A 26473-nucleotide genomic window follows, 5' to 3' on the forward strand; every position below is an offset into this window, starting at 1 on the left:
CAGACTAAAAATGATATAGAACACGGCCGCTGTGACTGAGAATTGTTGAAAGGCAAGTATTAATGCGCAAACGATTAACGCAATCGAAAGTAATCGCCATTGTTTTTTAATAGGTTTTTTTAAAAATCGCTGCTGCTTTCTAGTGCAGTACACAGTACTGACAGCAAAAACGACAAGCAGGGTAACGGTAAAAATGAGCATAAGATTATAGTTGTAGTTGATATTAAATCTCATTGTAAATGATAACTAAACTCAATTGCAATATCATTAAGCTTGTGTTAATTTCCTAGCGCTTTTTTATCAAACTCAATTTGTTTAATTCTAATAATCTCTTACGGGGAAAGGACATTGGCTACTGCATTTAAACTTAATTCACTCACCAAAGTTATGCTTGCATCATTACTTGTTGCACAGGGTTCAGCATGGGCTGATGACGACCAAAGCAGTCGAAAATCAATGGATACCATTGTTGTTACAGGTGAAAAAACAGAGAAGTCACTTAAAGAGACCATGTCGTCAGTGGCGGTTGTTGATAAGTCTTTACTAGAAAACGGTCAACTTGCTTCTATATCTGAAGCGCTGTCAGAAATGGCGAACGTCGTTGTGTTAACGGGCTCGGTACCAGATATGCGAGGCGTATCAGGTAATGGTGGTGCAACGGGGTTTAACTCATTTAGTGGTGGTTCAAAGGCTCGTGTTTCAACCTTGATTGATGGTGTTAGCCAACCGTTTGTAGCCGATTTAACCGGTGATACGGGTCTGTGGGATGTAGAACAAATTGAAGTTTACCGAGGGCCGCAATCAACTAGTAATGGTCGTAATAGTATTGCGGGCGCTGTTTACATGACAACTAAAGCACCTACTCAAGAATTTGAAGGGGCAGTGCGCGTTGGTTATCGTAACCAAGATAGCTACCTAGATACTGCCGCAGTGGTATCAGGGGCGTTAGTTGAAGATGTATTAGCATTTCGGTTATCAACTCAGTATGTTGATGGCGAAACGTTTTCAAATCCACCGGTATACGAAACAAATCCAACTGATCGTGAATTAAACAAGTTAAATACCAGCAGCACACGCGCTAAATTACTTTACACACCATATGAAGATCTTGCTGTACAGCTAACTTATTCAACTTACAGTGAAGAAGGTAATTCGGGTCGTAAATACTTTTTAGCGGATGAGCCATTTGATTATGAGCCGCTATATCAACGTATTATGGATACTGAATCTGACACCACGCAAGTGAATGTTGATTACAAAATTAACGATGATTTTTCGTTAGATGTTTTAGTTGCTTATATGGATTACAAATGGGGCTTTGAAGCATACGAGCCACTTGAAAGCGCAGAATCTGACGTATCAATGGATGAAAGTAACATCACTGTCGATACCAAATTGAACTTTGGTTTAAGCAATGATTTTTACTCTGGTTTTGTGGGTCTTGCCTATTTTGACCGCGACCAAGACTTTGAAAGTGTTGGAGCGACTAATTATTACGGTGACGATAGTAGTAAATCGACCGCAGTTTATGGTGAAACAAGCTTTAACTTAAGCCGCGAATTAACGTTAACAGCGGGTCTGCGCATTGAGCGTGAAGAACAATTACGTAATTTTAATATGGCATTTCGTGGTGATATGCTCGTTGAGCAACTTGATAATTCACACACTCTTCGTTTACCAAAGCTCGCGATTCAATATGATATTAGTGACGAAACGACGCTATTTGCCAGTGCTCGTCGTGGCTACAACGCGGGTGGTGGCGCACTCGATTTTACCGCTGAAGATTATTACTACTACGACGAAGAAACCGTTAATACCTATGAAATTGGTTCGCGCAGCGTAATCAATAATGGTGACATAAACATCAGCGCTAATGTGTTTTACAATAACTTTAACGGTTATCAAGCGCTAAGCTCAGAGCGTAAAATCACTAATATTGAAGATGCTCATAGCTATGGTTTAGAAGTAGAAGCCTACAGCATGCTGGGCGATCAGTGGCAGTTACATGGTGGCTTTGGTTTATTGAAAACTAAAATTGATGAATCATCAGCCTTTCCTGATGCCGTCGGCAATGATTTAAACTCTGCACCGGAGTTAACGGCGAGTTTAGGTCTGTCGCATTGGTTTACCGATAGTCTAAAAGTGAATTTAAGTACCAATTATGTTGATGAATTTTATGGCGACTTAACAAACACAGAAGAACGCGTTGCAGGTGATTACACCATTACGCGTTTATCGATGACTTACGATACTGAACAATGGTTGATAAGTGCCTTCATTAACAATGCTTTAGATGAAGAGGCGTATACCTCACAAGAACCAGTCAGTGGTCGCTACCCACAAGGCTATGTGGCAGTTGTGAACCCACAAACAATCGGTGCATCTGTTACTTACCGATTTTAAACTAATCGCTAGTCGCTGAGCTTGATCAGCGACTAGCTTAATTTAAAGCGATTAATTTGCCCGTTTAAGTTATTCGCTAAGTTAGCCAGCTTACTCGATGAGTCCGAAATGCTTTGCGTTTGTTGCTGTGACTTACGGCTGGTATCTTGTACTTCGTTTAAGCGCTGGGCGATTTCTTCTGTCACTTGAGATTGCTGTTCAGATGCAGAAGCAATGGTCATATTGGCCTCAGAAATGGCTTTTGCTTGTACGCTAATTTCATCGAGCATATGGCCCACTTTTTCTGAGTTTATCACCGCTTCTTTAATTTGATTATCGCTAGAGCGTATCCTCTGCGTCACAGCATTGGTTGCAGATTGCAATGAGTCAATTTTATCTTGGATCTCAAGAGTAGAGCTTTGCGTGCGACTAGCCAAAGTTCTTACCTCATCAGCAACAACGGCAAAACCCCGGCCTTGTTCACCTGCTCTTGCAGCTTCGATTGCGGCATTGAGTGCCAATAAATTAGTTTGTTCGGCTATATTACTGATAACACTTAAAATAACCGTGACTTCATTTACTGATGCTTCTAATTGGTTAAGGTCTGTTAGTGATTTGGTGAGTGTATCGGCCACTGATTCAACAGAGCTAACTCCTTGTTGTACAACCTGTAGACCTTCTTGGGTTTTTTGGTTGGCCGCGGTGGCACTGCTTGCAGCAGCGGCGCAGTTTTGAGAAACTTCTTTAACGGCCGTTGAGTTTTCATAGACTGAGCTTGAAATCACCTCAATTGCTTGGCTTTGAATATCATTGAGCGTTTTAGCTTGCTGTGAAATTTCATCGAGGCTTTTTGCAGCCACTTGCGCTTGCTCTGATTGGTCATGTATTTCTTTAAGAAGCTGAGATAACTTATCAACCATAATATTAAAGCTGCTCGCAAGCTGGCCTATTTCGTCATCGGCTTTGTGGTCAATATAGCGAGACAGATCTCCTTCAGAGATACGCTTGGCTTCATCAATTAAGGCATGGGTTGCTTTAATCACTTTTTTCTCTAATTGCCAGTAACATACTATTAGGGTAGCAATAATAGTCAGGACTAAAGCTGTACTAATTAAACTTAGAGTGACCACACGGTCGTGATTGCTTTTAACTTCTGCAGCACTTTTTTCTTTTATCGAACTTAAAAAAGCTTTCACGGGTTGCTGAATTTTCTCAACTTCGGCCATGTAAGCATTGTTGGTTAAAAGCGTAATAGCTTGTACCCACCTTTTATGCTCGCTGACGGTTAAGTTATTTGTATCTCGGCCAAGTAAATCACTGACTAAGCTAAATGCTTTTTCTTCTGTTTCAACCAGTTTGAGTGATAAATCGTTGGATTTTTGCAAGAGCGCTAAATCATCGGTAGCGACATTAAACGCTCTTAAACGCTGTTCATAGCTTTTCTTTTCGCCATTTAGCCAAGCTGCTTTGCCTTGAATTTGATCAACAAGTTGATGGTATTCATCTTCATAGCGAGGATCTAAGGTTACGACATGTTGACGAGCAAGCTCAGTAAGGCGAATCGAATTTGAAGATGAAAACTGAGCAAGATGGCTTAGCTCATAACGCTGTTGAGCCGACTCCATACTCTCATCTTGGCCTGATTGTAAAAATAAAATAATGAAGAGAAGTCCGGCTGCAAGGGCAATGGTTGCTGCGAAAACTGCTCTTAACAAAAATCTTATAGACAAGGATAAGTCTCACAAATCAAATAATGCATGATTTAAACATAGTGCAATAAGCTACAAGCGCAAAAAATAATGTTGGAAATGAATATTGATAATAATGGTTAAGTTGAGGGAAGTTAAAATGTTAACTATCTAATGAAATGGTATGGGTTTTGCTTTGTTTTGTCTTTTTGCCAAGGAAGACAAAATGTTGACGATCAATTCGCCACGGCTACGTACGCCAAATTTACTGCAAAATACGCAATCTATTACTTCAACCTTTGAAAAGTTAGCTTCGGGAAAGCGTATAAACTCTGCAAAGGATGACGCTGCAGGCCTACAGATAAGCCATCGATTAACAACACAAATAGCGGTGAAGCAACAAACACTTAGAAACTTACAAGATGGTATCAGCTATGGGCAAGTTGCTGATGCTGGCTTATCTGAACTAACAGACTCGCTTCAACGCATGCGAACTTTAGCCCTTCAAGCTGCAAATGGCTCAAATACAGGTATTGATAGGGCAGCCTTAAATGAAGAGTTTTCACAGTTACGAGATCATATAAACAGCGTTGTAGCAAATACAGAAATTTTTGGTAAAAAACCATTAATGTCTAAGCCTGAACAAGAGACTAATTTAGATAATGTACCTGTATTAGATGAAGTGTTTTCTAATAATATTCAGCAAGGAATGAGCTCAGGAGATATTTCTTTAGGTCTAATACCTGCTGGTTCAACGAACGTCAGGATTCAAATAAATGATAATGGTGCGAATGATGATTTAAATCTATTTACCCAAACTGGCGAGCATTTAGTTGGACAGGATTTATCGCCTGTGCAATCTAGAATTGAGGCAAATTTATTTACTCCAGCAAATGGTTACCAAGGAACAGAAACATATAGCAATGGCAATTTATTTACGGGGGGAGGTTTTAATTTCCCTGCTGTAAATAGTCAAACAATTAATGGAATGAACTTTACCTACTCGGGGAATGGTAACCCAAGTTCAGGAAGTTCAAATGAAGAAATATTCATTGATAATGTAACTGAGCCGCTGCTTCTTACTGTGATTGGCTCGGGTATGTTTCGAATTACTGCCAGTTGGGATTCTTTGGGAAGTTTAAATTCATCATCTGCTGAATCTAGTGATGGTCCGATGATGGTAACATCAACAGACCAAGCAATTGGCGAAGATGGTTATATTATATTCGAAGATATTGATGCCAGTGCGGGTTCTTTAACGATTGAGGGAGTTACCATAAGCAGCGAAGAGTTGGCTCAAAATGCAATTGCTAGAATTGACACTGCATTGTCGCGTATCGGTGGGTTCCGAGCTGAAGTCGGGGCAAAAATGAGTGCAATTGAGTCGACTATACGCAATGAATCTAATCAGTCGTCGATGCTAAGTTCAGCAAATCAACGCATTGAAGATACCGACTTTGCCAAAGTAATGGCAGAAAAAGTATCACTAGATATTGTTCAACAAGCGGGTGTCAGTGTTGCAATGCAAGCGAAGGAAATTACTAAGGATGGAATTTTGAGTTTGTTAGGGCAACTAGAATAGTTGCCCTAAGTCGCTATTAATTTTTATCTGCGGGATACACAACGCCAAGTTGGCTTCGCGCTTCATCAAGCACCGCCATAACTTGTTTTGACAGCGTATGAGTATTAACTGAAGACTCAATTTGTCCGGCATTCGCTGCTTGAATAAAGTGGCTTACTTCATGGCGCATAAAGTGTTCATCAAATGGCTCAGAGAGTTCTTCAACCGTGCCATCGTTACCGATAAATTGCATACGCTTTAATAAAGAGACTGCTTCGATACGAATACGACCTTTTTCACCTTGGATCTCAGTAAAATTATCCCCTTGCGAGATTTTAGAATAGCTGATCACCGCTAGCTTATCAGCGTAATTTAATAATACGTCACCGGCCCCATCAACACCGGTTTCAAGTAACACGCCACTGGCTTTTACACTCTGAGGCGCGCCCCATAATGCGAGTAAAATATATAGCGGATAGATACCTAAATCGACTAATGCACCGTTAGCAAATTCTGGCAAGAAAGTATTTGGTCGCTCGCCATTTTTATATTTATCGTAACGTGATGAGTACTGACTATATTGACCTATATATTTGCGGGGTGTGCCAATCTTTGCAATTGCATTTTTTAAGCATGCGAAGTTTGGTAAATGGGTGGTCATCATAGCTTCCATGTATAAGCGTTGATGTGTTTTTGCCGCCTGAATGATGGCCTCTAGTTCTTTACTGTTAGCAGCCGAAGGCTTTTCACCTAAAACATGTTTACCGGCTTTTAAACACATTACAGCATAGTCTTTGTGTAAGCTATTTGGAGCAGCAATGTAGACGGCATCGACTAATGGGTCTTCGCATACTTGCTCAATATTGGTAAACACTTTAGCCTTTTGAGCATCGTGCTTTGTAAGGAAAGCCTCGCCTGTTTGCTGCTCTCGAGAGCACACACCATATAAGGAGAATTGTTCAATTTGTTTAGCTGCACTCAGTAGTGTATCGCTTATAAAATTGGTACCTACAATCACAAAGTTCATGGTTACTCCTCGTTGTTTTGTGCAAGCCATGCTTGCCAATCCTGTTCAAACTTTTCCATTTGTTTATGTTTTTTGCTTAACAAATGTTTGTCTTCATCTTCTTGTGCCATATAAGGGCCTACGCGGCATAATGCACAGTGTTTTTCACCTAAATAAGCAGGTAAAGTCAGCTTAGCGGTAATGTCATTGTCAGTTTTTTCGCTAAATACATAGGTAATGCCACTGGTGTCTTTAACGTGTTTATCGCGATCAACATTGCGAATTTTATAGCCCGGGAATAAATTTATATCGAATGGCATTTGCCCTAGATAATGGCAGTTTAGCCCTTGATTTAAGCTGCCTTCAATATTCCATTCGCGGTAAGGTTTTACATCTTTAGAGGTGATGTAGCAGAGCATTGGGCCGTTTGTATCTAATGCAAACTGGTTTGCGTAGTCTAGGTAGCGATGCAACAAAGCACGGTTTAATACATTCATACCACCTTGTTGGGTATGTGCTTTAAATGCAGCTTCACCTTTAAACGCGGGTATAAGGGGAAATTGAAAAATAACCACATCGAAACAGGCGCCATCTAAGCGCTGCCACGAGTCTGGATTTGTTACATCAAACTCAGTGAGTGTTTGAATATTAAGTTGTCGCAAGGCGCTAAGTGCATTGTCGGTATATTTTTGTTCTATGGTGTTTGCATCATCATAAGTTGAAGCAACAAGCTTGGCTGGTTTTATATAACGCGCAACAGAGTGTGAAAATGATAAATCACCATCGCCTACAGTTAAAATACGCCAACTAGGGTCTAAAAACATGCTGTTATTTGCCTTGTGCTGGCGTTGTTTCTTGCGCGATTTCAGGGCAAAGAGCTAAGCGAGTTTTAAGCCCTTCAATGGCTATCTGCTTAAAGATTAAGTTAAAACTAATCAATACGGCAATAACGATATGAATAGGACCATGGGTAAAACCCGCGTCTGTGTCAAAAAGCATTAAGCCGAATAACAAGAACATGGTAGCTAAAAATATTTCAATCAACTGATTTGAATATAGCTTTAAATTGCCTTGGTTTTTATGATCTTTTTTAATGTGAATCGCACAAAAAAACGGTATCACTTTTATTTTAAAGTGAGCGTTTTTTTCTACGTAATTTTCGCCAAGGTGGTCTAGTTTAGCGCGCAGTTGATCTATCATAGTAAGTCCTTAAAAAACTGAGCCGCGGATGTTACCGCAAACGCAAGAAAAGGGCTACTCAGGATAGATACTCATGCCAATTACAAATATGTGGCATACAAAAACCACTGACGTTAGAACAAAACGCATTTTTTGATAATCAACGTGATAGGTTTGCCACTGCGGTGAACTTTTTTCAAATAACAGCACTAACCAAAAACTGGCTGCGAGCCAGGCTAGTGTCCAAGTTGCTGGTAAAAAGCTTAAAAAGCCAATCGGTAAAATAGGAATAATCGCTTTTATAGCATCAGCATGCGTTTGCTGACCTGCATGCCATAAGTTACCAGCCATAAAGGCTAAAATAGCGATGCTATAAAAAGTGAAAAAGTCTAAGTTGACGGCATTACTTCCTGCAATAAGTGGCCAACCTACGCAGCCTAAAAATGGTAGTAAACCTAAGTAACCAAGTTGAATGTGATTAATAAACTTTTCCATAATGACCTTTAAACCGCTTAAATTAAAAAGCATACCTAACGGTATGCTTTATTTAATAACTATTTTATACCAGTTATGCGGCTAAAACGATCGCTTTATTATTGGCGTAATTCTCGACGTAGAATTTTGCCAACCGTCGATTTAGGCAATTGTTCCATAAAAATGATTGATTTAGGCACTTTATAAGCACTTAAGTTTTCGCGGCAATAGTCACTCAATTGTTGCTCATCAATCTGCTCTTTTAAAGTAATGTAGGCACAGACACGCTCACCGGTTTTTTCATCTTTTGCACCAATAACGGCTGCTTCACAGATAGCTGGGTGCTGACAAAGTACGTTTTCAACTTCGTTAGGGTACACGTTAAAGCCAGAAACAATAATCATGTCTTTTAAACGGTCTACAATTTTGTAATTACCACTAGGTAGTTTTAGACCCACATCACCGGTTTTGAAAAAGCCCCGTTTCATGCATTTATCGGTTTCATCTTGGCGCTGCCAGTAGCCCATCATCACTTGCGGGCCTTTAACAACTATCTCGCCAGACTCACCATCTGCAACAGGCTCATCGTTTTCATCCCAAATTTCCACAGTGGTGTTAGAGAGTGGACGGCCAATGCTGCCAATTTCTTCTTTTTTAAAGTCGTTTAAGGTTGCAACCGGCGAGGTTTCTGATAAGCCGTAGCCTTCTGTGATTGTACAACCTGTGGTATTCATCCACGCATCGGCTGCAGCATGTGTGAGGGCTGCGCCCCCAGAGACGGTCATTTTTAAGTTTGAAAAATTCAGTGCCTTAAACCCCGGGTGCATGCACAAGCCAATAAATAAGGTGTTAATACCTGAAAAGTAATTAATCTCAAATGGTTCGATTTGTTTAACTAAGGCATCTAAATCACGAGGATTTGGTATCAGTACATTAAATTGTCCCATAGCAAATAGACCAACCATGTTCACCGTAAAGGCGTAAATATGATAAAGCGGAAGCGGGCAAATACCAGTTTCTTGACCGGGCGTTAATATGTCATCAAAGCGCTCATTCATTTGCTCGGCATTGGCTAAAATGTTGCCATGACTAAGCATCGCAGCTTTGGCAACTCCTGTGGTACCGCCGGTGTATTGTAAAACAGCAATATCATCACGACTGGCTTGATGAGCATTAAGAGGGGCGAGTCTTTCACCTTGGCGAATGAGTTCGTTTAACGAAAATTGACCCTCTTGCAATGTCGGCTCAGCAACAGCCGCTGCAACAATAACGGTTTTGATTGACGTATCATTGATAACCGTTGCTAATTTATCGGTAAGAGCATCAAGAATAACAATGGCTTTCACATCTGCATCATTAAACTGGTGTAGCATTTCACGAGCAGTATAAAGCGGGTTGGTATTGACTACGATTAAACCTGCACGAATTGCTGCATAAGTTACTATAGGGTAATCAACAATATTAGGTAGTTGAATAGCAATTCTGTCCCCTGCAACTAGGCCACTTTGCTGTTGAAACCACTGTGCCAAATAGCGAGATTGTTGTTCTACTTGAGAAAAAGTAAGTGTTTTACCTGCACTGTTATAAGCAGGAAGTTCGGCATAAGTCTGACAAGTATGCTCAATCAATTGCGTGAGGTTGTCATGTGTGTTCATGGTTGTTCCTTAGCGTGTTGTTCTTATTAGTTGTTGTTTGATGAGGCGATCCATCACAGAACCCATTATCCAATTTGGCAAATAACGACTCATGATATAGGTTAGTGTAGATTGTAAGCCTAGGATCACCATTAATTTTTGTTTATCCAAGCTGCGCAAAATGTGTTGTGCAGTATTGGCTGGGTTTGTTATGGCTTTAGATGTTTTGCTTGCGCAAATTAAGCTGATTTTTATGTTATTTGGCTTAAATTTCTTGCGTAGCTTTTTGGCTAAAATCAAAGCGTTTGGCTCTGGCGTAAATTTAGTTGCATCAATAAGGGGGGATGTAATTGCTAGGTGGCCGTTCATGCTTAAGTGTGGCGTTATTAGTGTTGCAAAGTGCTGACAAGCAATACTATTTTCTTTACTTAGTTGCACATTGGTACTGCAACTAAAAATGGCTAAATCTGGTTTGCCTATCGCTGCGATTGCATTATTTACTTGAGTTTGCAGCGCTTCATTATCGCTGATATGCGTAGCAAAATACTCAATGTATTGGTAATCTTCAGCAAGCTCACTTAACGATTGTTTTGTGTGCTCGTTGAAATGTAAATCGAATAAAGCGACATCGTCACCACGGCTAATATATTGCTTTGCCAATTCGAACCCAATGCCACTGTTAGCACCGGTAATAAACACTCTTCGTAACATTGCATGACCACCAATTAGCGAAACTAGCTAGTCAATATATATAAATTGTTAACAGAAAAATTAGCTTTAAACGACCCTTTTTTAACTTTTTACGCCATTAACTCGAGTGTGTCTTACGATAATCTTTTGGTGGAATGCCATACCAGCGCTTAAAAGCGCGAGTAAATTCGCTGTAATTAGAAAAGCTTAGGATATCTGAGATGTTCGATAAACTGAGGCTAGATTCAGTTAAATATTGATGTGCCAGATTACAGCGTACATCATCGACTAATTCACGAAACGTTGTGTCATGCTTTGTTAAGTGGCGCTGCAAGCTTCGAGCACTCATTGATAGCTTTTCGGCTATCAGGTTCACACCAAAGTCTTCGTGCAGTAAGTATTGCTTGATCAGCACTTCAACGTGATCTGAAATGTTTTCTCGCTTAGTGTCCTTAAGATCCCCAAGCTGCTGGCTAAGTATAGAAAATAATTGCTTATCTGAGTTTTTGATGGGGAGCTTTAAATACTTTCTATCAAATACCACTGAGGTATGGGCACAGTTGAATACCGGGAGTTGACCTAACGCTTGACGATATACGCTAGGATTTTCATTCCCACTATGGGGAAGTTCTAAGCGATGTAGTTTTATTTGGTCATCGGTTAATTGTTTTAATAAATTGACCCCAACACTTAGGGCTAAGTCGGCACCATGATAAACACTTACCTTTAGGCTAGTGCGAACTAAAAAAGAGAGCTTTACATAGTCTTGGTCTACTTCAAGGAGTAAGTCAGCGCTATTTTGATGAACATGATAGTACTGAGTAAAATTTTTTAGCGCCATTTCAAGGGTGTCGCAGTTCCCCATCAAGTAACCGACTGAGCCCAAGATATTTAAGCTCTGCCAGCGGCCTAATTCTAGCCCGAAATAGGGTAGGTTTAACTCTTTAGCCGTGATTTCTAATAGCTGAATGAGTTGCTGATACTGCACAAAGTTATTGGCATCTTGTAATTGTTTTCTGTCTAAACCAACGCGCGATAATAGTGCGTCAGGGTTCACCAATTTACTTTCGATCAGTTCAATATAGCCGTGTAGAGCAGATACTCTAATAAGATCAGGTACTTGTGTTAAACGGGGCATAATGTGCTCTTTTCTAGTGCGCTGGCGTAAAAAGTAAAAAAAATTGCGTGAAAAGTAAAGTATTACAGGTCATTAAAGTTTAACAATGTATTAACTAGGTGGCCTATTAACTGCAATTAAGGCTGTAACGTGCTTAGAGGAACACACAATGAACTACTCAAAAGTTTTTATTAGTGGTGGTAATGGCTTTATTGGCCGCTCACTTGCGCGCTACTTTAAGGCGCATGGGGTCGATGTATGCGGCGTTGATTTAACACCCTGTGAAGAATTTAACATTGTTGCTGGTAATTTGAATGAGCCAGCGAGTTGGCGCTCATTAATGAGTGACTGCGATTTAGTTATTCATACAGCGGCAATTGTTTCAAATGCGTTTGGCTATAAGCAAACATGGCAGGCGAATGTGGGTTGGACGAAAAACTTGCTGGATGCAGCGGTGGCTGCAAACACAGTAAAGCGCTTTATTCATATTTCGTCGACGGCCGTCTATGGTAGTGATTGGCAAACTGATATTAAAGAAGATGCGCCTTTGTTCCCTGATGGCAGAGCCTATAACGATTCGAAAATGATGAGCGAGCATTTATCACTAAGCTATCACGCCAGTAAAAAACTCAATGTCACAATAATTCGCCCTGGCGATGTCTATGGGCCCGGCTCAAGACCGTGGATAGCTTACCCATTACAAGAAATCGCCAAAGGCACGTTTATGGTACCAGAGGGCATGTTTGGGCCTGTTTATATTGATGATTTAGTCAAAGGCATTTACCAAAGTGCTATGAGCGACGATGCAAGCGGTGAAATTTTTAATCTATCAGGCCCTGAGCAAGTGACTAATCAAGTTTATTTTAATTACTTGGCACAGGCACAAGGGAAAAAGCACGTCACAGTAGTGAATTTGGCTTTAGCGTTAAAGCTAACAGGGTTCATTGAGTGGTGTTATCACCTTGTTGGTAAAACCACAGATATCAATCCGTCGACCATGCGCATGCTAAGTCGTAAAAGTGCAGCGTACAGTAATGAAAAGGCGCAAAACATTTTTGGTTATAAACCAGAATTTACCTTACAGCAAGGTATGCAACATGCATTGCAGTGGGCGTATGAACAAGGACTTTGTAAAGAAGAACCACGCACAAATACCGCCACGGCAAATTAAAGACAACAATTTAACTTATTAAAAGCAAGTGAAAAGAGGGCATACACATGGCATTACCAGATATTATTAATCATCAAGATTTCTTACTGACTATTCATACTAATGATGAAAAGCTAATTAAAAACGCTTTACCAGGCGTGCACATTTATCCACTCATGCTGGATTCTGAGAATGGGGTATGGGTTTTACGCGTTTTATTTGAACCGGGTACAGTTTTGCCAAAGCACTTTCACACTGGTGTTGTGCATTTATATACCATGGCGGGCAGCTGGCACTACACTGAGTACCCTGACGATTTACAAGTAGCGGGTAGCTATTTATTTGAACCAGGCGGTTCGATTCATCAATTTCAAGTCCCAGCAGACAACACTGAAGTGACCGATACCTTTATGATAGTAATGGGAGCCAATATTAACTTTGACCCAGATGGCAACTATATGAACATTATGGATGCAGGTTGGATTGAACAAGTGATGTTAGCAGCTGCAAAAGAGCAAGGAATTGAGCCTAACTACATAAAACCAAAGAGTTTATACGGTTTTAGTAAGTAATTTTATTCCCTGAAATGAAGGCCCTTGATTGCGTAAGTTATTGAGGGCTTTGTAGTTTTTGCTATTTCCAATCTTTCAATCTAAAAAATAAATCAATTTAATCTAAACAATCAATTTTATTTTAATCGCTCAGGCCTCTATTGTATTAATCAAGCAGACGCAAGGCTGCGTTAATTAAACTTTTTAAATACATCAATGAGGAATATTATGAGCACTTCATTAATTAACACAAAACTACAACCATTCAATGCAACAGCTTACCACAACGGTGACTTTGTAGAACTAACAGAAAAAGACGTGCTAGGTAAGTGGTCAATCTTCTTCTTCTACCCAGCTGACTTTACTTTCGTATGTCCTACAGAGCTTGGTGATGTTGCTGATTACTACGAGCAGCTTCAAGAAATGGGTGTTGAGGTTTACTCAGTATCAACTGACACGCACTTCACTCACAAAGCATGGCACGATACGTCTGACACAATTGGTAAAATCAAATTCCCAATGATTGGTGACCCTACAGGTCGTATTACTCGTAACTTCGGTGTGATGATTGAAGACGAAGGTCTTGCTCTTCGCGGTACATTCGTAATGAACCCTGAAGGCGAAATCAAAGTAATCGAAACTCACGACTTAGGTATCGGCCGTAGCGCGAAAGAGTTAGTACGTAAAGTACAAGCTGCACAGTACATTGCTAACCACGACGGTGAAGTATGTCCTGCATCATGGCAGCCAGGTGAAGAGACACTTGCTCCTTCACTAGACCTAGTTGGCAAAATCTAATTTGTCACAGCATTAAACGATAGCAAAGCTTTGCTTTGCTATCTCAATGCAACTTTAATTGCCCATCACAACTCATATTAAGCACATTAGTGGGTGATGGGCAGTTATCCCTAAAATTTTTCTAGATTATTTATTCTGAACTCAAGGGCTAAGCCATGTTAGATACGAATATCAAAAACCAATTAACAAGCCACTTTGCTTCTATTACCAGCCCTGTTGAGCTGCTTATCGCCTTGGATGACAGCAATAAATCAACAGAACTTAAAAACTTAGCGAACGATTTAGCATCGTTAAGCGACAAATTCTCGGTGCGAGATAACCCTAACCAAGACGTACGTCGTCCGTCTATGGTGGTGTCTTCACCTATTAACAATACGCAAATCACATTTGCGGGTGTGCCTATGGGCCACGAATTCACAAGCTTGATCCTTGCACTTCTTCACACTGGTGGTCATCCAAGCAAGGCATCAGAGACTGAAATTGAACAAATTAAATCATTGCCTGGGCCACTCAACTTTGAAGTATATATTTCATTAAGTTGTCAAACATGTCCGCAAGTAGTGCAAGCACTTAACTTGATGGCGGCACACAATGAAAATATTACGGCGACTATGATTGATGGCGCCTTGTTCCAAGACGAAGTGAACGAGCGTAATGTGTTAGCAGTACCGGCTGTGTACTTAAATGGAGAGTTATTCAGCCAAGGCGCTGTTAACCTGACCGACATTCTAAATAAAGTAGATACCAAAGCGGCTGCACGCCAAGCCGAAGCACTGAACGATAAAGAGTTATTCGATGTACTTGTTGTTGGTGGTGGTCCGGCAGGGGCTTCTGCGGCAATTTATTCGGCGCGTAAAGGCTTAAATACCGGTGTTGTGGCAGAGCGTTTTGGTGGTCAGGTTTCAGACACGTTAGCAATTGAAAACTTTATCTCAGTAAAAGCGACCGAAGGTCCTAAATTAGTTGCTCAACTTGAAGAACACGTAAAAGAATACGACGTAGATGTGATGCAAAACCAACGTGCGGCATCGCTTACTAAACAAGGTAATTACCAAATCACGCTAGAAAATGGCGCGGTGTTAAATGCTAAGTCAGTGGTATTAGCAACTGGTGCACGCTGGCGTGAAATGAATGTACCCGGTGAAAAAGAGTATCGCGGTCATGGCGTTGCTTACTGCCCTCACTGCGATGGCCCGTTATTTAAAGGTAAAGCGGTTGCGGTTATCGGCGGTGGTAACTCAGGTATTGAAGCGGCAATCGACCTTGCAAACATTGTTGAGCATGTCACTGTGCTCGAATTTGCTGATACCTTACGTGCTGACGAAGTACTTATTCGCAAAGCAAATAGCTTAAACAACATTACGATTATCAAAAACGCGCAAACAACAGAAGTTGTTGGTGATGGTAAACGAGTAACAGGCTTAAGCTATATTGACCGTATCTCTGGCGATGAAAAATCACTTGAGCTTGCAGGTATCTTTGTGCAAATCGGCTTGGTGCCAAACACTGAATGGTTAAAAGATTCAGAACTAGCACTGACTCGCTTTGGCGAAATCGAAATAGACAGCAAAGGTGCAACATCATTACCGGGTGTTTACGCGGCAGGTGATGCAACAACAACGCCGTTTAAGCAAATCATTATTGCCATGGGCAGTGGTGCAACGGCAAGTTTAGGTGCATTTGATTACTTAATTCGCCACAGCGATGAGATTCAAAACACCGAAGATGCAGCTTAATTAGCGACTCTTGATTAGGCAGCTCACACCCATAGCTGCCGCTTTAAAGCCGCCCTCTCCAAAGGCGGCTTTGTTTTATTCATCGAGCTACTGATACTGTGCTGCAGTTATAAATTCCTCAAAACTTTCACACCAAATAATCACAGTATTGTAATCGCTGACATCAATACCTTGTGGCACAACTAATTTAAAGCCGTTGAACGAACGCACCCCTGCAACACGCTGCATGGTGCCTTTTTGTGCTAAAAAATCGGCTTCGTTATCAATAAAGTTTCGCGACAGATAAAGTTGATAGTCAGGCCCTGGTGATAACGTGCCTTGCATAGAAATAGCATCATTCGTTAGATACACCATACCATCACCATAATGAAGGCGATCTGAGCCTTTAAGATCAGGTTTAAACTCTGCACTAAACAGAGCTCTCGTTTGATGTTGTTCAAGAGTCTTGATTTCAGGGGCTGGTTGCTCAGTTAAAATTGGCAAACTGTATATCCCAGCCATAAAGCCCGCAGAAAAAATAGCCAATGCTATGATGAAAATTAACAGTGCTTTTAGCATTATTATTCCCTATTTTTTAAGTTTATGATGTGGCGTTGACTTAAAGAAAATTGCTTTTCAACATCACCAAAGTGTTGTAAATAAAGCTGCTCAAGTTCACCCGATTGCTGTATCTTTTGCATGCCTTGTTCTAGCAAATCCCTAATATTTTGATTTTCTTTACTTAAGTAAAAGTAATAGTCATTGGGGTATTGCAACATAATGTCTGGCGCAATGACAAAGTTTGTTTGTTGTAGTCGCTGAAGTTCTACACCTATTGCTAATGCAGAACGAGGAAAGTAATCTGCTAGACCACTTTCAAGTGCTTTGACCATTCCTGCGTAATCAAGCTCTCCATTTACAGATAAACCATTTGCTTTTAGCACATCATAATCTGACCAGCTTTGTTGTTGCACTGCAAGTAGCGGCCTTAATTGTTCCAAGTTTTTGATAGCTTTAAATTTTAGTTGCTCTTTTTTATGAATAATTAGTAGCCGCTTACCGTGTAAGCCCTTATAAATAGGAATAGTTGTTTTTACTAAGGTATTACTTAACTGAGAAGGTAAAGACAGCCAGGCGAGAGTTATAGCTTTGTTGTGGCTAAGTTGCTCTACTATTCGTTTATCATTCATTGGTTGCGAATCATATCGGATGATAATTTCAGCATTTACCGCGGCAAAGCTTTTCGTAAGTATTTTATGAATGTACTGCTGTTTGACTGCATCAGTATAAATAGGTTTAGCAAGTTGGATTACAATTTGACTTCGCGCGATTGCGTAAGAACAATGCAAAGCTAAAAATAATAAAAACAGGCGCCAAATTGTAGTCATTTATAAGGTTCTCTGTGTGCAAAGTAATCAGTTGCCCATCATACTTTGAATACATGGACCTGTTGCTGTAATCGCGACGCTAATGAAGCTAATTCTTGACTTGCTTGAGCGTTTTGCTGCGAGCTTTCGCTAACTAGTGAAATACTACTGCTAAATTCATTGATATTACAACTAAGTTCGTTGGCAACGATTGTTTGCTCATCTGTTGCGGTAGAAACTTCGTTGTTCATATCGGCAATAAGTGCCATTTCTTGAGTGATTTCAGTCAGTAATTGTGATGAGCGTTCTGCGTATTCAACACTTTGTTTAGCACTTTCGTCGGCATTGCCCATGGCGGTCACTGCTTGCTGCGCCATTGCTTGTAGTTTACTGATCATTTCGTTAATACTCGCTGTGGCTTTTTGCGTGTTGTGCGCAAGTTGCCTTACTTCATCAGCCACTACAGCGAAACCGCGACCCGACTCACCTGCGCGTGCTGCTTCAATGGCCGCATTTAACGCAAGTAAATTGGTTTGTTCAGCAACCCCTTGAATCATCATTACCACTTGGTTGATATCTGTTGATTGTGTATTTAACTCATTGATAAGTTGAGTATTGGTATTAACTATATGCGACAAGTGGTTAATTGCATCGATATTTTCTTGTACAGACTGTTGGCCAAGCTTCGCTGTCTTATCTGTGTGGGTGGCTTTTTCTGAAGTCGCAAGCGCATTAGCTGCAACTTGTTCAATAGCACTGCTCATTTGCGTAATAGCAGTAGCAATCATTGCCGATTGTTGTTCTTGTTCAGTGGCAGTGCTGGCAACTTGGTCGCTAATTGAGTTCATTTGCTCAGCGGCAGATGAGAGAGTAAGTGTTGCGCTGGTTACATCATTTACAAGAGCATGAATGCGCTCCATCATAGCGTTAAAGTGGTTTGCTGCTTGTGCTATTTCATCATTACCATGGGTTTTTGCGCGGAGCCGCAAATCAGCGTTTTCAGAGATTGAACCTATTGTTTCGCTCAGCGATAACAGAGGGTTGTGAATAGAACGATAAATAACAAAGGCAATAAACAACAAGATAATAATTAAAATAGTTATCGAAGCTGTCATTGCGATAGTGACTTGGGAAAAGTCTTTATCTGCGGCGTTTTTAAATTTGTTGGCTTCATTGATTTGTAAGTTTATTAGCCCTTGATAACTTTCACTGAGTGGGTCAAACACATCGTAAAGATTTTTTACAAACACCTCATTAGGGATCGCTTTTAGCTGGTTACTGTTAACTTGGTTTAAAAACCTGCTAAGTTCACTTTCGACTACAGAGAGATTCTTTTCAACAATATTAACTAAGCGTTGTTCTTCGGAAGTGAGTTTTGTTGCTAAATAGCTTTTCCATTTATTGTCAGCAACATTCTTTGCGTTTTCAACTGCGGCTAGAAAGTCAGCTTTGGAGATTTGATCAGCGCGGTATTTATGAAATAAATCAACAATGTTAACAGCGTAATTGTCCGATACTGTTTTTATTTGCTCTAACGGAAGTACTCTGTCTCTATACAAACTATCAATTCCTTTGACCATATTAGACATCATCGACATCGTGAAAATAGATGTGATCACAAAAACAGCAACTGGTAACAAAGCTAAGACAGCTAATCTCGTACGAACAGTGTAGTTATTTAACATGAGCGAGCAAACTTTTGTAGGGACTTATTATTAAAACTAATAGAGAAATGGTTTTAAGCAAGTTTTTGCAATTGTTTGATGGGTTTTTCTTTTGATAGACCTCATTTAGTTAGTAAAGTCACCATATGCAGCCTTTATATTGTAGGCAACAAAGCCAATTTTCACGTTGGCTTTGTTTTGTTCCTATTTTTACATTAATGGCCGCGATTAGGCATTTGCCTTGGTATCTGTCTTTGTGTATTACGGCGCATTTGTTGACGCTGCATACCTTGCTGACGTGCTCTGTTCGCGCGATTTAATTGCTGCATACGATTTTGCTGCCTGTTTTGCATATGCTGACGCTGCTGTAATGCTTGTTTCGCTTTACTTTTATCTATGCTTTGCAATTTATTTTGCACTTGCTGGCGGTCAATGTTTTGTGCCCGATCTTTGATTTGTTGCTGTTTATCAGAAGGTAATGTTTGCCATTTTCCCTCAACACGTTGTTGCCATTTATCGGCATCATGCTTGAGCACGTTTCCATTTTTATCCGCAAACACGTTGTTTGCCTTATCGCGTTGGCTGATGGCGGTTTTTAAATCGCGTTTCACTTGCTGCTTTGAAGCTAGACGAGATTTACTTTTATCGCGTTTATAAATGTTATGTCTTGGCTGTTTATTAAGATGACCTGGTTTATGGCCGACATTAATCTTGTTACCAATATTGATGTTGCCATTATTAATAATAATAGGGCCGCGGTAACCACCGCCATACCAGCCATTACAGCAATGATAAGGTCGGTAATTTGTTGGCCAGCCGACATGCCAATTCATACCTAGATTCAAAAAGCCATTGCTCCAGCTCAAGCCAAACGACCAACCTGTCCAGTTGTTATAGCCAATATTAAAACCCCAAGTCGGTGGGCGAGGGTAGTAGTAACCACCGCCCCAGTATGGCGGGTAATACCAACCCGTTCCATACACTGGCACGCCATAATAAGGGTATGACCACATGTAACCTGGGTAATAACCAACATACACCACCTCAGGAGTTGACTCGTATATCTCGACGTAAGTGACGTTGTAAACGGGGGAGCTTGGAGGAATTTTTGCAATATCGTCTTTGGGAATGCTATCAGCAACAAGCCATGGTCCTTGGGCGGAGTTTGCTTTAAACCACACCGCATTATCGACTGCATAATATTTGCCTTTAATTTGCAGCACTTGTGCATCGGTATTAATAGCATAAGAAACTTGCGTGCCCGGGATACGTTCAAACTTAGGTTTGCCATCATAGTTCACAGTTAAACTGGTATCTTTACGGCTGATAGCCGCTGTTTGCGGCACTTTTGCATCTAGTACAGCTTCGTCAGCTTCTTCTGTGCCGGCAACTGAAACTCTTAGACCAGCTAAATCTGATTCAGGTGGAATATTGGCAAAGCTTTCGGGTAGTTCGTCGCCGCGTACAAATGTCCACGGGCCTGTTTGTTGTTTTGCGCGATACCAACGCCCAGATAACAAGACATACATGTTATTCGTTTGCATTTCACGTAGCCACGGGGTTTCAGTGTTAAACACATACATGAGCTCGCCACCGGTTAGACTTTTCCATTTAGCTGCGCCATCTGTGGCAATGAGCTCAGTGGGTTTAGTCGCCACGACTATAGCTGGTGGCGCACTAAGACCTGAACTTTCAGTATCTTTAGGGAGCATTTTTACAAGTTCGGTAGGTGGCGTTTGAGTGAATTCATAAGGCCCTTTGGCTTGTTTTGCCTGATACCAAAATTGCCCATCGGTGAGATAACAAAGTTTACTTTTGCTATCTTTAATCACTGTCATGGCGGTGTTTAAAGCACGCTCATATTGGCTGTTTTCAACTTTACTAAACTTAGGTTCACCATCAAAACTCAGCAGTACCGACAGTTGCTCTTTGAATATAATCGTTGGAGGGTCGGTTTTTAATTGCGTTAAACTCTGCTCTGCTGCTTCTGCACTTTCAAGGCTGGCGGTGAGTTGCGAAAGCGAGGTTTCGAATTGGCTGGCTTTTATTGCTTCATTAACGACAGCAGTAAATTTTTGTTCTCCAGCATCTTTTGATTCAGGCCAGCGTACATCGGTGACTGTCATATTGCGAACGGTGACGGTATCGTTTTCGCGGTCAGTATCTAATTTAGCTCTAAACCAAAACACGCCGAACACAGCATCATTGCCTGAAAGCGAAAAAGACATTGCTGCACGGGCTGTTAAAGTATTACCGTTTAGTTTCTCGGGTTGTGGCTGGTAAACAATGAGTGTGCCTTGGTTTGTTTTTACTTGTTGAGGCCACTCAATAGCTTTGCTAAAAAATGAACATAAACATAAAGAAGAGAGTATTAATACCCTGAAGGCAGTGATAAAAGGTAGGAAGAGTTTCATGGTCAATCCTTGGCTAACGTAACTCTTTAAAGTATAGCCAATGGCATCGAAAACGCTTGAAAACAGCGCCTATTTTTAAAGCGTTAGCTTAGGCGCCTTGAGTTAAAAATTGCGAGCCCGCATTTAAGCCCATTTCATAGCCTGCACTGAGTTTTTCAAATGATTTCGTTGTTCGACCAACAGCAAAGTCGGGTGGTGGTGCAATAATATTAATTTTACAATCGCTTGGTGGGTTGGCAATAAAATCAATACTTTGATTGTAATTTTCTGCACGTCTTAAGGTGGCTTCTGCTAATGCCGGGGTGTTCTTATAAAGACGTTTTACAAACCACGGCGCTTTTGAAGGCTTTTTCTTATAGCCAAGAGGCTGAGATAAAATCACGGTGATTTCTTTATTGCCCATTTCGTATGCTTTACGAATTGGAATCGAATCTGCCACGCCGCCATCAGTGAGTTGTAAATTATCGATAACGGGGAATTCTCTATAAGCAATGGGTAGTGCGCATGAGGCTTTTAATTGCTCTTCAAGAAGTGTTGTACTTGCTTTTAAATACTCAGCCTGACCAGTTTTTATATTGGTTGTGACAATATAAAACTCACTGGCTTGTTTTTCGAAAGTGTCGAGATCAAGGCGAATATCACGCATGGTTTCTTGCCACAGCCAGTCTAAATCAAATAGGTGGCCACCTCTAATAAATCGAACAAAGTCGATGAACTCAGGTCTGCAAGAGTAATCGGTGATCACCGCATGGTTACGTTTGTATTGTGCGCACAAATAAGCGGCAATGTTAGTGGCTCCGGCAGAAACACCATAGCATTGAGTAAAAGGTTGGTAATTAGCTTGAATAAAAGAATCCAGTACGCCAGTGGCAAAAATACCACGCATTGCGCCACCTTCTACAACGAGAGCCCTGTTATTGTTCATTTTCGCAACCTTGCTTGTAACCGTGAATGCTTCTAACCATAGCAAACACGGTTACAAAACGAAATAGAGTTTTGACTCTAAGTGAAGTTTGACGCTAGCTGAGTTATACCGCCTCTACCCAAAGTACACCGACTTGTTTATCGGTGACTTTTACTGTGCTACCCGCCGCAATGGGAAAGTGACTTTTTAATTGCCATGTAATCCCCGAATACTGATGCGTGGTTAAACCTTTATCATCAACATCAGCGTTAACGACAAAGGTGAGCTCAGCAAAATCGCTTTGTATTGGTTTTGTATCGGTTTTATCTTGCATGCGTTTGAGTGGTTTCCAAAGCACGAGTGCAAAACCAAGAGTAAATACAATATTGCTCCAAAGCGCGGTGGTGTAACTTGTATCAAGTAGGCCTATATTCATTAGTAAGCCACTGGCAAATAAAGATAAGCCTAAAAACAGTAATACATAAGTACTCATACCTAGTACAGCAACTTCAACAATGAGCGCGATAACACCTATAATCATCAGTGCTTCGGCTAAATGGGTATCTAAAAATGCCATTAGCTCACCTAACTTTGTTGCTTTTTATTCAAAGAGTTAATAATAGACATGCCTTGAGCTACAAGCGAGCTTGCATCTGTGCCACTCTCTGGCAGTAATACTACAGATGACTCACGGGCAATGGCCTCTTTAGCAGCAATTGCTTTAGTAGCAAGGTCAAGTTGAATTGCTTTTTGGCCTTGCTCTGTATCGGCGGCTTCACCTACTTTACGAAGTGCATCAGCTTGTGCTTCAGCAACTGCGATAATCGCTTTTGCTTCACCTTCAGCGCGTAAAATTTGCTCGGCTTTTTCAGCTTCTGCTGCAAGGACTTGGGCTTGCTTTTTACCTTCTGCCACATTGATAGCAGACTGACGATCACCTTCTGATTCTAAAATTTGTGCACGTTTTACACGTTCTGCTTTCATTTGTGCTTCCATCGCTTCCATGACAGAGTTAGGTGGCACAATATCTTTAATCTCGTAACGTAAAACCTGAATACCCCAAGGCTCAGAAGCTTGGTTAATCGCGGTAACTATGTTGGTGTTTAACATGTCGCGCTCTTCAAAGGTTTTATCTAGCTCCATTTTGCCAAGCTCAGAGCGCATTGTTGTTTGTGATAGTTGAGTAACCGCAAACACATAGTCATCAACACCATACGTGGCTTTATAAGGGTCAAGCACACGGAAATACAGCACACCATCGACGATGAGCGAGATATTATCTTTCGTGATCGCAGACTGCGAAGGTACATCTTGCGCTTGTTCTTTTAAACTGCGATCAGCGGCTATACGGTCAATAAATGGCACAATAAAGTTTAAGCCCGCTTCTTTGGTTGAATGGTATTTACCAAAACGTTCGATTAACCAAGCACGGTTTTGTGGCACAAATTTAACGCTGCTTTTTAGTAGCACTAAAACAAAAATTAGAAGAAAGACTTCTACATTTAACAACAGGTCTAAAATGCTAGAAATGGGATCCATGTACTTTCCTTAGATACAATTAAAATTATTTTTCACTGCTCAGATTACCACCACAAAGCAAGCTGCGCCAATGATTTATAAGGCTAAATTAGCGAGTAATAGTAACAGCATATTCCACTACATTCAGAAAACTAGACATCAGATAGATTTTAAGCAGTTTATAGTCATTAACTACATTGGTACTTTGCTCGCATATCTGCCACAACTTTAATTAGAAATTGCTCAAGCGCATTTAGATCTATATCGCTGAGCTTATTAATGTAAAGGCAAGATTTAGCGTGCTTTATTTTGCCTAGCGTTAAAAGTTCATCGCTGTAAGTGCTAAATCCTTGCATTATATATAGGGTTAAATTGCTTTTTCGCGGCGAAAAGCCAGTCATCAACCAGTTGTATTCACCTTTTGAGTTGCGATAACTGTAGTTACCAAAACCGATGATTGAGTCGCCCCACATGACGGGAGTTTGTTTGGTTACTTTACTAAATAGTTCGAGTAACACGTTTGCATCTGCCTTTCTGGTTGGATGTTCAATACGGCTAATAAATGTATCTACATTGGCATCATTGGGTTGTGTTTTTAATTCGCTCATTAAATTTTTGTCCTAAAAACTAACAATTAGCATGGTGAGGCAAAGTTCGTTTTATAAGGTACATTTTTTGGTCAGCTTGTGCGACAATTTCATTGGCCGATTTTTGAGTTCCAAAAAACATTGTAACCCCAACACTCGCAGAGCCGAAGTAATTGACATTTTGGTATATAAATTGGGTTTCAATTGCTGATTGTAGTTTATCGGCAACACGATGAGCGTTTTTTTTGGCGGCTTGTTCATCACGGCCAAGCCTTTCAAGCATGATTACGAATTCATCCCCGCCGATGCGCGCTAAACAGTCTTTGTCGCGAACGACTGCTTTCATCCTGTTAGCCACTTCTATAAGGTATGCATCTCCAATGAGATGACCATATTGGTCGTTTAACTCTTTAAACTTGTTAAGATCGATAAAGATGACAGCACCATAGTTTAGGTCTTGTTTACTAACTTGTAACGCAAGTGATAGGCGAGAATAAAAATATCGGCGGTTTAAGAGTTTTGTTAAAGGATCTGTAGATGCATCATAGAGGAGCTGTTTTTCAAGTTGTTTTCGTTCAGTAATATCTGTCGAAATACCTAAAATCCCAATAACCTTATTTGGCTCTGTGTCACAAAAAATTGGAGTTTTTACTTCCCAAAAAATATATTTGTTTCCATCAGGGAAATTTAACTCCACTTCTTCTCGGGTTCGCTCTCCTTTGATCACACGCGAATCGATTTTAGCTAGTTTCTTAACATCATTAAGCGCAAAGAAATCTTTATCGCTTTTGAATTGAAGTTCCTGCTCTGTGCACGCCAGTAGACTGAGTGTAAGTTTATTAGCATATACATAATGGGATAGTTCGTTTTTTATATAAACGTATGCAGGTACGTTATCAAGTGCAAACTTTAATTCAGCAATATGGACAGGCAGTTTAGTGTTAGTAAGTTCGGCCACAATATGTCCTTATATGACAAGCCATAAATTGATAGTGAATGAAAAAATGCTATTAAACAAGACTGACCACAGTGTTAATCTCACAACTAATAATTTAGGTATAGTTTTGAAAAATAAATAGAAAGTTATTAATTAAGATGGTTGATGAACTTTGTTATTACTTTTGGGTGATGTGCTCTTCATGCTAAAAACATCCTTGTTTTTAGTCATCACTTTTGGCTTTTAAGCTTTGTTGAGAATGGCAAGCTGCTTTGTATGATGCGCGCTAAATAAGCGACAAAAAATATAACCCGTTACAAACATTGATAAGCTATAGGTTGCACCAGGAATTGCCATAGCGGCATTATTGATTAAGGTACTCGCAATTAAAATGGCAAGAGTGCCATTTTGTAGCCCAACTTCAACCGCAATGCTCATTTGTTGCTTGTGATCTAAGCCTGATATTTTTGCAAAAAACAACCCTAGTAACAGCGTGCTGAGGTTTAATGTCAACGTTGCAATGCCGCTAGTCGCAAAATAGCTCAGCATTTGGTCGGCATTTTTATGAATAATGCTAAGCACTATCACAATTAAGAATACACTCGAAAAACGACGTATAAAGGGTTCTATTTTCAAGCTGAAATGGGGTTTAAAGTGATTAAATACCATTCCTAAGCAAACAGGAAGTACCGTTATCATCAGCATTTGCACTATGGTTTTAATCACTGGCAAAGCAAATTCGTGGCCCGGCACACTCAAAGTTTGCATGGCAAAATGCATAATTAATGGCAAGGTAAAGGGTGAGATAAATGTGGCTAGCGTTGTTAGACTTATTGACAGCGCAACATCCCCTTTGAATAAATAGGTATAGAGATTTGAAGTCACACCGCCTGGGCAGCAAGCCACTAAAATCAAACCTATAGCGAGCTCTGGGGTCAAGGTAAAGCTCATTGCTAATACAAACGCAACGCTTGGCAATAACAGTAGTTGGCAGCTTAAGCCTATTGAAAGTGCTTTGGGGCTGATAAATAATGCCCCAAAGTCTTGCTTTTTAAGCCCTAAGCCCATGCCAAACATGATGATAAATAGGGCTAAAGGCAGCACTATTTTAGTCATGATATCAATTTGCATGGTGTA

24 protein-coding genes are annotated in these 26473 nt (G+C 40.5%); 6 read left to right on the forward strand and 18 right to left on the reverse strand.

Going from position 1 to position 26473, the window contains the following annotated elements; translation table 11 throughout:
• Positions 1–387 precede the first annotated feature (387 nt).
• Complete coding sequence (locus tag NO991_RS01725; RefSeq protein WP_371351706.1) at positions 388–2403, forward strand: TonB-dependent receptor; 2016 nt, start codon at positions 388–390, stop codon at positions 2401–2403.
• A gap of 32 nt (positions 2404–2435) precedes the next feature.
• Here NO991_RS01725 and NO991_RS01730 read toward each other — a convergent pair whose 3' ends face one another.
• Positions 2436–4097: a methyl-accepting chemotaxis protein gene (locus tag NO991_RS01730; RefSeq protein WP_371351612.1), complete on the reverse strand. Its 1662-nt coding sequence runs from the start codon at positions 4095–4097 to the stop codon at positions 2436–2438.
• Between the two features lie 199 nt (positions 4098–4296).
• On the opposite strand from NO991_RS01730, the gene NO991_RS01735 reads away from it, so the two are divergent.
• Positions 4297–5652: a flagellin gene (locus tag NO991_RS01735; RefSeq protein WP_371351613.1), complete on the forward strand. Its 1356-nt coding sequence runs from the start codon at positions 4297–4299 to the stop codon at positions 5650–5652.
• 16 nt (positions 5653–5668) lie between these two features.
• Here NO991_RS01735 and NO991_RS01740 read toward each other — a convergent pair whose 3' ends face one another.
• From NO991_RS01740 to NO991_RS01770, 7 genes are all read right to left on the reverse strand, one after another.
• On the reverse strand, positions 5669–6658 hold the full coding sequence (locus NO991_RS01740; protein ID WP_371351614.1) for a Gfo/Idh/MocA family protein: 990 nt from the start codon (positions 6656–6658) through the stop codon (positions 5669–5671).
• Positions 6659–6660: 2 nt separating this feature from the next.
• On the reverse strand, positions 6661–7461 hold the full coding sequence (locus NO991_RS01745; RefSeq protein WP_371351615.1) for a class I SAM-dependent methyltransferase: 801 nt from the start codon (positions 7459–7461) through the stop codon (positions 6661–6663).
• 4 nt (positions 7462–7465) lie between these two features.
• Complete coding sequence (locus NO991_RS01750; RefSeq protein WP_054562486.1) at positions 7466–7837, reverse strand: hypothetical protein; 372 nt, start codon at positions 7835–7837, stop codon at positions 7466–7468.
• Between the two features lie 54 nt (positions 7838–7891).
• A complete protein-coding gene (locus NO991_RS01755) occupies positions 7892–8311 on the reverse strand; it encodes a DUF3429 domain-containing protein (protein WP_130167664.1) in 420 nt (139 codons plus the stop codon).
• Between the two features lie 98 nt (positions 8312–8409).
• Positions 8410–9945 carry an AMP-binding protein gene (locus NO991_RS01760; RefSeq protein ID WP_371351616.1) on the reverse strand — a complete coding sequence of 512 codons (1536 nt, stop codon included), beginning with the start codon at positions 9943–9945 and terminating at the stop codon, positions 8410–8412.
• A 9-nt stretch (positions 9946–9954) separates the two neighbouring features.
• A complete protein-coding gene (locus NO991_RS01765; RefSeq protein WP_371351617.1) occupies positions 9955–10635 on the reverse strand; it encodes an SDR family NAD(P)-dependent oxidoreductase in 681 nt (226 codons plus the stop codon).
• Between the two features lie 97 nt (positions 10636–10732).
• Positions 10733–11752 carry an AraC family transcriptional regulator gene (locus tag NO991_RS01770; RefSeq protein ID WP_371351618.1) on the reverse strand — a complete coding sequence of 340 codons (1020 nt, stop codon included), beginning with the start codon at positions 11750–11752 and terminating at the stop codon, positions 10733–10735.
• Positions 11753–11900: 148 nt separating this feature from the next.
• On the opposite strand from NO991_RS01770, the gene NO991_RS01775 reads away from it, so the two are divergent.
• The 4 genes from NO991_RS01775 (at position 11901) to ahpF (ending at position 15966) form a co-directional block, all read left to right on the forward strand.
• Entirely contained in the window at positions 11901–12902 is a 1002-nt protein-coding gene (locus tag NO991_RS01775) for an NAD-dependent epimerase/dehydratase family protein (protein ID WP_371351619.1), read from the forward strand.
• Positions 12903–12949: 47 nt separating this feature from the next.
• On the forward strand, positions 12950–13453 hold the full coding sequence (locus NO991_RS01780) for a 2,4'-dihydroxyacetophenone dioxygenase family protein (protein ID WP_054553959.1): 504 nt from the start codon (positions 12950–12952) through the stop codon (positions 13451–13453).
• 207 nt (positions 13454–13660) lie between these two features.
• A complete protein-coding gene (ahpC, locus tag NO991_RS01785; RefSeq protein ID WP_054553958.1) occupies positions 13661–14230 on the forward strand; it encodes an alkyl hydroperoxide reductase subunit C in 570 nt (189 codons plus the stop codon).
• Positions 14231–14385: 155 nt separating this feature from the next.
• Positions 14386–15966 (forward strand): alkyl hydroperoxide reductase subunit F, encoded by a 1581-nt coding sequence (gene ahpF / locus NO991_RS01790; protein WP_138599405.1) that lies wholly within the window; start codon positions 14386–14388, stop codon positions 15964–15966.
• 87 nt (positions 15967–16053) lie between these two features.
• Here ahpF and NO991_RS01795 read toward each other — a convergent pair whose 3' ends face one another.
• The 10 genes from NO991_RS01795 to NO991_RS01840 all read right to left on the reverse strand — a co-directional run bounded on the left by NO991_RS01795 (position 16054) and on the right by NO991_RS01840 (position 26467).
• Positions 16054–16524: a DM13 domain-containing protein gene (locus NO991_RS01795; protein ID WP_371351620.1), complete on the reverse strand. Its 471-nt coding sequence runs from the start codon at positions 16522–16524 to the stop codon at positions 16054–16056.
• Positions 16525–16526: 2 nt separating this feature from the next.
• Positions 16527–17333: a substrate-binding periplasmic protein gene (locus NO991_RS01800; RefSeq protein ID WP_371351621.1), complete on the reverse strand. Its 807-nt coding sequence runs from the start codon at positions 17331–17333 to the stop codon at positions 16527–16529.
• Positions 17334–17371: 38 nt separating this feature from the next.
• Positions 17372–18997, reverse strand: a complete 1626-nt coding sequence (locus NO991_RS01805; protein WP_194441329.1) for a methyl-accepting chemotaxis protein — start codon at positions 18995–18997, stop codon at positions 17372–17374.
• Positions 18998–19191: 194 nt separating this feature from the next.
• A complete protein-coding gene (locus NO991_RS01810) occupies positions 19192–21390 on the reverse strand; it encodes a carbohydrate-binding family V/XII (RefSeq protein ID WP_371351622.1) in 2199 nt (732 codons plus the stop codon).
• A gap of 88 nt (positions 21391–21478) precedes the next feature.
• Positions 21479–22315, reverse strand: a complete 837-nt coding sequence (locus NO991_RS01815; protein ID WP_166340745.1) for a patatin family protein — start codon at positions 22313–22315, stop codon at positions 21479–21481.
• A gap of 103 nt (positions 22316–22418) precedes the next feature.
• Positions 22419–22871 carry an NfeD family protein gene (locus tag NO991_RS01820; RefSeq protein WP_371351623.1) on the reverse strand — a complete coding sequence of 151 codons (453 nt, stop codon included), beginning with the start codon at positions 22869–22871 and terminating at the stop codon, positions 22419–22421.
• An 8-nt stretch (positions 22872–22879) separates the two neighbouring features.
• Positions 22880–23833, reverse strand: coding sequence for a slipin family protein (locus NO991_RS01825; RefSeq protein WP_130052753.1), 954 nt, complete (start codon positions 23831–23833; stop codon positions 22880–22882).
• A gap of 167 nt (positions 23834–24000) precedes the next feature.
• On the reverse strand, positions 24001–24420 hold the full coding sequence (locus NO991_RS01830) for a DUF1801 domain-containing protein (RefSeq protein ID WP_235373164.1): 420 nt from the start codon (positions 24418–24420) through the stop codon (positions 24001–24003).
• A 19-nt stretch (positions 24421–24439) separates the two neighbouring features.
• The gene (locus tag NO991_RS01835) at positions 24440–25357 is read right to left on the reverse strand and encodes a bifunctional diguanylate cyclase/phosphodiesterase (RefSeq protein ID WP_138599411.1); all 918 of its coding nucleotides are present in this window, start codon (positions 25355–25357) and stop codon (positions 24440–24442) included.
• A 222-nt stretch (positions 25358–25579) separates the two neighbouring features.
• Positions 25580–26467, reverse strand: a complete 888-nt coding sequence (locus NO991_RS01840; protein WP_371351624.1) for a bile acid:sodium symporter family protein — start codon at positions 26465–26467, stop codon at positions 25580–25582.
• Positions 26468–26473: the final 6 nt, after the last annotated feature.

The organism is Pseudoalteromonas sp. DY56-GL22 (assembly GCF_041414715.1).
GTDB lineage: Bacteria > Pseudomonadota > Gammaproteobacteria > Enterobacterales > Alteromonadaceae > Pseudoalteromonas > Pseudoalteromonas simplex.

What these genes read in the sequence shown, in the direction of transcription:
- NO991_RS01725 (WP_371351706.1), top strand. Translation starts at nt 388, where the DNA reads ATGCTTGCATCATTACTTGTTGCACAGGGTTCAGCATGGGCTGATGAC.
- NO991_RS01735 (WP_371351613.1), top strand. Translation starts at nt 4,297, where the DNA reads ATGTTGACGATCAATTCGCCACGGCTACGTACGCCAAATTTACTGCAA.
- NO991_RS01740 (WP_371351614.1), bottom strand. Translation starts at nt 6,658, where the DNA reads ATGAACTTTGTGATTGTAGGTACCAATTTTATAAGCGATACACTACTG.
- NO991_RS01745 (WP_371351615.1), bottom strand. Translation starts at nt 7,461, where the DNA reads ATGTTTTTAGACCCTAGTTGGCGTATTTTAACTGTAGGCGATGGTGAT.
- NO991_RS01750 (WP_054562486.1), bottom strand. Translation starts at nt 7,837, where the DNA reads ATGATAGATCAACTGCGCGCTAAACTAGACCACCTTGGCGAAAATTAC.
- NO991_RS01755 (WP_130167664.1), bottom strand. Translation starts at nt 8,311, where the DNA reads ATGGAAAAGTTTATTAATCACATTCAACTTGGTTACTTAGGTTTACTA.
- NO991_RS01760 (WP_371351616.1), bottom strand. Translation starts at nt 9,945, where the DNA reads ATGAACACACATGACAACCTCACGCAATTGATTGAGCATACTTGTCAG.
- NO991_RS01765 (WP_371351617.1), bottom strand. Translation starts at nt 10,635, where the DNA reads ATGTTACGAAGAGTGTTTATTACCGGTGCTAACAGTGGCATTGGGTTC.
- NO991_RS01770 (WP_371351618.1), bottom strand. Translation starts at nt 11,752, where the DNA reads ATGCCCCGTTTAACACAAGTACCTGATCTTATTAGAGTATCTGCTCTA.
- NO991_RS01775 (WP_371351619.1), top strand. Translation starts at nt 11,901, where the DNA reads ATGAACTACTCAAAAGTTTTTATTAGTGGTGGTAATGGCTTTATTGGC.
- NO991_RS01780 (WP_054553959.1), top strand. Translation starts at nt 12,950, where the DNA reads ATGGCATTACCAGATATTATTAATCATCAAGATTTCTTACTGACTATT.
- ahpC (WP_054553958.1), top strand. Translation starts at nt 13,661, where the DNA reads ATGAGCACTTCATTAATTAACACAAAACTACAACCATTCAATGCAACA.
- ahpF (WP_138599405.1), top strand. Translation starts at nt 14,386, where the DNA reads ATGTTAGATACGAATATCAAAAACCAATTAACAAGCCACTTTGCTTCT.
- NO991_RS01795 (WP_371351620.1), bottom strand. Translation starts at nt 16,524, where the DNA reads ATGCTAAAAGCACTGTTAATTTTCATCATAGCATTGGCTATTTTTTCT.
- NO991_RS01800 (WP_371351621.1), bottom strand. Translation starts at nt 17,333, where the DNA reads ATGACTACAATTTGGCGCCTGTTTTTATTATTTTTAGCTTTGCATTGT.
- NO991_RS01805 (WP_194441329.1), bottom strand. Translation starts at nt 18,997, where the DNA reads ATGTTAAATAACTACACTGTTCGTACGAGATTAGCTGTCTTAGCTTTG.
- NO991_RS01810 (WP_371351622.1), bottom strand. Translation starts at nt 21,390, where the DNA reads ATGAAACTCTTCCTACCTTTTATCACTGCCTTCAGGGTATTAATACTC.
- NO991_RS01815 (WP_166340745.1), bottom strand. Translation starts at nt 22,315, where the DNA reads ATGAACAATAACAGGGCTCTCGTTGTAGAAGGTGGCGCAATGCGTGGT.
- NO991_RS01820 (WP_371351623.1), bottom strand. Translation starts at nt 22,871, where the DNA reads ATGGCATTTTTAGATACCCATTTAGCCGAAGCACTGATGATTATAGGT.
- NO991_RS01825 (WP_130052753.1), bottom strand. Translation starts at nt 23,833, where the DNA reads ATGGATCCCATTTCTAGCATTTTAGACCTGTTGTTAAATGTAGAAGTC.
- NO991_RS01830 (WP_235373164.1), bottom strand. Translation starts at nt 24,420, where the DNA reads ATGAGCGAATTAAAAACACAACCCAATGATGCCAATGTAGATACATTT.
- NO991_RS01840 (WP_371351624.1), bottom strand. Translation starts at nt 26,467, where the DNA reads ATGCAAATTGATATCATGACTAAAATAGTGCTGCCTTTAGCCCTATTT.